The organism is Pontiella sp., assembly GCF_041622395.1.
Taxonomy (GTDB): Bacteria; Verrucomicrobiota; Kiritimatiellia; order Kiritimatiellales; family Pontiellaceae; genus Pontiella.
Window position 1 is genome coordinate 1 of sequence record NZ_JBFJYW010000317.1, and the last position, 4,298, is coordinate 4,298.

The window sequence follows — 4,298 nt, forward strand, 5'->3', positions numbered from 1 at the left end:
GCGTGTTCTTGGCGGCGTTTTCTTCCTGGTGGATGCGCTCGAGGGTGAAGGTTTTCATGGTGCCCTCGACCTCGACGGTCACCGCACCGCCTAGGCACAGCGGCTCGTCGGCCTGCGTGATCTGGTAGTTTTTGGCCATGTCGGGGTAGAAATAGTTTTTGCGGTCCCATTTGCTGTAGGGGTTGATTTCGCAACCCAGCAACAGTCCGGCCTTGCAGATCAGCTCGATGGCCTTTTCGTTCATGACCGGCAGTGCCCCGGGATAGCCGAGACAGGTCGGGCAGACGTGGGTGTTGGGTTCCGCGCCGTATTCATATTTGCAGCCGCAGAACATCTTGGTGTTCGTCTTCTGCATGATGTGCGTTTCAAGGCCGATGGTTGCTTCGTATTCCATGATGAGTGATCCGTGATTCGTGATGGTTAGAGGGCCGGACGGGATTTGTGCCAGTCGGTGGTTTGCTCGTAGGCGTGGCCGACCTTGAGGATGGTATCCTCCTGGAACGCGTCGCCGATGATCTGCATCCCGATCGGCATGCCGTTGGAGGCAAAGCCGCACGGCAACGACAGCGCGCAGTTGCCCGCGAGGTTGATCGGCGTGGTGAGGATGTCGTCGAGGTACATCTTCAGCGGATCGGCGGTCTTCTCGCCCTTCAGATAGGCCGGCGTCGGCGTGACGGGCGAAAGGATGGCATCGCACTGCTCGAACGCTTTGGTGAAGTCGTCGCGGATGAGGGTGCGGACTTTCTGCGCCTTTTTGTAGTAGGCATCGTAGTAGCCGCTGCTCAGCACGTAGGTGCCGAGGATGATGCGGCGCTTCACCTCGGGACCGAACCCGGCGGCGCGGGTCTTGCCGTAGAGCTCGGCGGGGTCCTTGCCGTCGAGGCGCATGCCGTAGCGGATGCCGTCGAAACGCGCCAGGTTGGCCGAAGCCTCGGCGGTGGCGATGATGTAATAGACGGCGATGGCATACTTGGCATTCGGCAGGCTGACGTCGACAATCTCGGCCCCGAGGCTGCGGCAGTGTTCGACGGCGGCGCGCACGGCTTTTTCAACTTCCGGGTCCATGCCTTCCACGAAATATTCCTTTGGCAGTCCCAGTTTCATTCCGGCCAGCGAGGGGTCGGCCGGCAGGTTCGCGGCAAAGGCGGGCACCTCCATTTCAATGGAGGAGGAATCCTTTTCGTCGTGCCCGCAGATGGCTTCGAGAATGAGCGCGGAATCCTTGACCGTCTTGGAGATCGGCCCGATCTGGTCGAGCGATGAGGCGAAGGCGGTCAGGCCCAAGCGCGAAACGCGGCCATAGGTCGGCTTGACGCCGACGCAGCCGCAGAAGGCGGCGGGCTGGCGGATCGAACCGCCCGTATCGGACCCGAGCGAAACGATCGCCTCGTCGGAGGCGACGGAGGCGGCAGAACCGCCGGAAGAGCCGCCGGGTACGCGGTCGAGGTCCCACGGATTGGAGGTTTTGCCCAGCGCCGCGTTTTCGGTGCTCGAGCCCATGGCGAACTCGTCCATGTTGACGCGCCCGAGCAGTACCGCCCCGACGCTGCGGAGCTTGGCGATGACCGTGGCATCGTACGGCGCGGTGTATCCTTCGAGGATTTTCGACGAGCAGGTGCAGGGTTGCCCCTTCACGTTGAGCAGGTCCTTGATCGCCACGGGAATGCCGAGCATCGGATTGCGCTCGCCCGCCGCGCGGCGCTCGTCGGCCGCCTTCGCTTGCGCCAGCGCATCCGCGCGGTCGAGGGTCAGATAGGCCCCGACTTTTGCGTCGGTGGCATCGATGGCCGCCAAAACATCGTTTACGATATCGACCGAAGTGCAGTCTCCCGCGGCCAGCTTCTCCGCGAGTTCGGAAATCGTCAGTTTATTTAAATCAGCCATGGTTTTCCTATTGATCGATGATTTTGGGGACGCGGATCTGGCCGTCGGTGGCGGACGGGGCGTTGGCGACGACGGCATCGTGCGGCAGGCTGGCGCCGAGCTCGTCCTTGCGGAATACGTTGAAGACCGGGATCGCGTGGGCGGTGGGCTCGACGTCGGCGACATCGAGCTCGTTGAGCTGTTCGACATAGTGCAGCACCTGATCGAGCTGCCCTTGGAAGAGCGCCTTTTCTTCGTCGGTCAGGTCGATGCACGCAAGTTTTGCGACATAGCCGACATCTATTCCTTCATGGGTTCCGGACATTTGATTACCTCGGTTTCAAAAAATAAAGCCCGCAGTATAAAGAAACCGCGGGCTTGCGCAACTTCCAAGGAATGGAAGATTATTGGCCGTAAGCCTTTTCCCGCATGGAGTCGGTGAGGACGTACGGATAGACGTGCTGGACGAAGTCGATGATGTTGGTTTCGTAGCCGTTGCCCTCGGGCTCGCGGACGCCCTGCACGGCGATGTAGGCCCAGCGATTGGCCTTGCTGCGGACGACGCGGTCCCAGGCCAGCCAAAACATGCGCGAATAGTGCGAGGGCGTCTCGCGGTCCTGCCCCACAAACCAGTAGGCATAGAAGGAATAATAGGGCACGGGCCCATCCGGCGTTTGGAACGTGCGGGAGGCCTTGATGACCCGAACGGTGAGCGGATCGCGCCCTTCGAGCGGGATCTCGAGAGCGTACTCCCCTTCCATGGTGTTGCCCTGCGCCACCAGACAGCGCTGCGGGCGGTGGATGGAGTCGCGGGCGGTGCCCGAAAGGACGATCGAGGTGAACAGGCGCGCACCGACGGCGTTGGTGAAGGCGGACTTCACGAACTCGGTATCTTCCGGCAACTGCTCCTTTTCGGCCCGGGCCATGTTGAACAGCGGGGAGCCGCAATCCGGACAGATGTCGGGGATTTCAAGATCGCTCACATAAAACGACGCATCCTTGTAATCCCTCGCGCACAATTCGGGGTTGTGGCAAAACTTCAATTGGTTTCCGTGCCAGTTCTCGAGGTCGCTGGGGAATTCCATTTTGACGCCGGGAATGAAGTCCAGCTTCACATCCACCGTAAAGGCCAGCGCGAGAATCGACAGCGCCATGAGAACGACGATGGTCAGGAATGGTTTAAATAGGCTTTTTTCCATGATTTGAAAAGCTCCAGGTAGTTGACGTTGAGCAGTTTTCCGAACCCGACCATCAAACTGATCGAAACGGTAAAGAGGACGTAGCCCGACCAGTCATGGTGCAAGCCCGTGCCGAACTGCTGCCCTGCGGTGATCGAGACCAGCGCGATCGAGATGATGCGGCCAATGTTTCCGGCCACGGCGATCGGAATCGAAAAAAGGAACAGCACCCACTTTTTCACGAACGTGCGTTGGGTGAAATAGGCGTATACCGCCGTCAGCGCCGTCATGGCCAGCAGCGAACGCAGGCCCGAGCACGGCGCTTCGACGTTCAGCTGGAAATAGGGCGACATCAGCTGCGTACCGACGCGTTCGCAATCGATGCCCATATCGACGAGCATCGAGTGCGCCATCGTCGTGGCAAGGCGCTGCAAAGGCCCCGACAGCGCATCGAGGAAGTTAAGCGGCACGCAGAAAATGAGATATGCACAGGGGAAAATCAGCAGTTTGGCCACCTTCCACCCGAAGAAATAGTACGGAATGCCCCAGATCAGCAGGATCAGGCTCATCAACGAAATACGCGTCTGCTGCATCTTCGCACCCATCCAATGCATCATCAGCGCCATCACGATCACCACCAACCCAAACTGGCAGACCTGCTTTTTGGCGGCGAAGAACTCTTCGCGCTTGTACCAGATCACGGCAAGGCTCACGAACGGAATCAGGTAGCCGTGCGAATAGTCGGCGCCGAACGACACTTTGTCGCCCCAACGGGAAACCATCCACTTGAAAGCCGACCGGCTGCCAAGGTTGTCGACCGTGTTGCCCATCAGATGGAACAGCACGAAAAGGAGTCCGATAATCACCGAAACGAAGCCGATATTCATCAACTCATTCTTCGAAAGCGCACCCAACCGCCAGCGGTCGCTCCAGATCAATGCTTTGTTGTGCCCGATGTTTTCCATAATAAATCCGCCCATCCGTTGCAAAAACTGCGGGATGTGTAGCACGCGACGGTCCGAAATTCAAGAACGCATCGCAAAACAACCCGCCGCAATCGCGCTAAACCCGTTCAAATCACGGGTTTAAAGCACAGGCCGTCGACGACCTGCATTTTTTCAAAAATTTCGACTTGCAAACAAAACGCCGGCGCATACTATAGGCGCTCCTTTCGAGGAAAACGCGAGCGTAGCTCAGTGGTAGAGCTTCACCTTGCCAAGGTGAATGTCGAGAGTTCGAATCTCTTCGCTCGCTCCA

General features: G+C 59.0%; 4 protein-coding genes, 1 tRNA gene and 1 pseudogene. 1 reads left to right on the plus strand and 5 read right to left on the minus strand.

Features of this window, described 5'->3' with window-relative positions:
- From ABYO54_RS14645 to ABYO54_RS14665, 5 genes and pseudogenes are all read right to left on the minus strand, one after another.
- Window positions 1-394, minus strand: a pseudogene (locus ABYO54_RS14645) (Asp-tRNA(Asn)/Glu-tRNA(Gln) amidotransferase GatCAB subunit B); the annotation flags it as partial.
- 26 nt (window positions 395-420) lie between these two features.
- Window positions 421-1,884 carry an Asp-tRNA(Asn)/Glu-tRNA(Gln) amidotransferase subunit GatA gene (gene gatA / locus ABYO54_RS14650; protein WP_372808986.1) on the minus strand — a complete coding sequence of 488 codons (1,464 nt, stop codon included), beginning with the start codon at window positions 1,882-1,884 and terminating at the stop codon, window positions 421-423.
- Window positions 1,885-1,891: 7 nt separating this feature from the next.
- A complete protein-coding gene (gene gatC, locus ABYO54_RS14655) occupies window positions 1,892-2,188 on the minus strand; it encodes an Asp-tRNA(Asn)/Glu-tRNA(Gln) amidotransferase subunit GatC (protein WP_372808987.1) in 297 nt (98 codons plus the stop codon).
- A 79-nt stretch (window positions 2,189-2,267) separates the two neighbouring features.
- The gene (locus ABYO54_RS14660; RefSeq protein WP_372808988.1) at window positions 2,268-3,062 is read right to left on the minus strand and encodes an exosortase-associated EpsI family protein; all 795 of its coding nucleotides are present in this window, start codon (window positions 3,060-3,062) and stop codon (window positions 2,268-2,270) included.
- Window positions 3,032-4,006: an exosortase/archaeosortase family protein gene (locus ABYO54_RS14665; RefSeq protein ID WP_372808989.1), complete on the minus strand. Its 975-nt coding sequence runs from the start codon at window positions 4,004-4,006 to the stop codon at window positions 3,032-3,034. The genes ABYO54_RS14660 and ABYO54_RS14665 overlap by 31 nt, the downstream gene beginning before the upstream one ends.
- Before the next feature lie 217 nt (window positions 4,007-4,223).
- Here ABYO54_RS14665 and ABYO54_RS14670 point away from each other — a divergent pair.
- Window positions 4,224-4,298: transfer RNA gene (locus ABYO54_RS14670), tRNA-Gly, on the plus strand.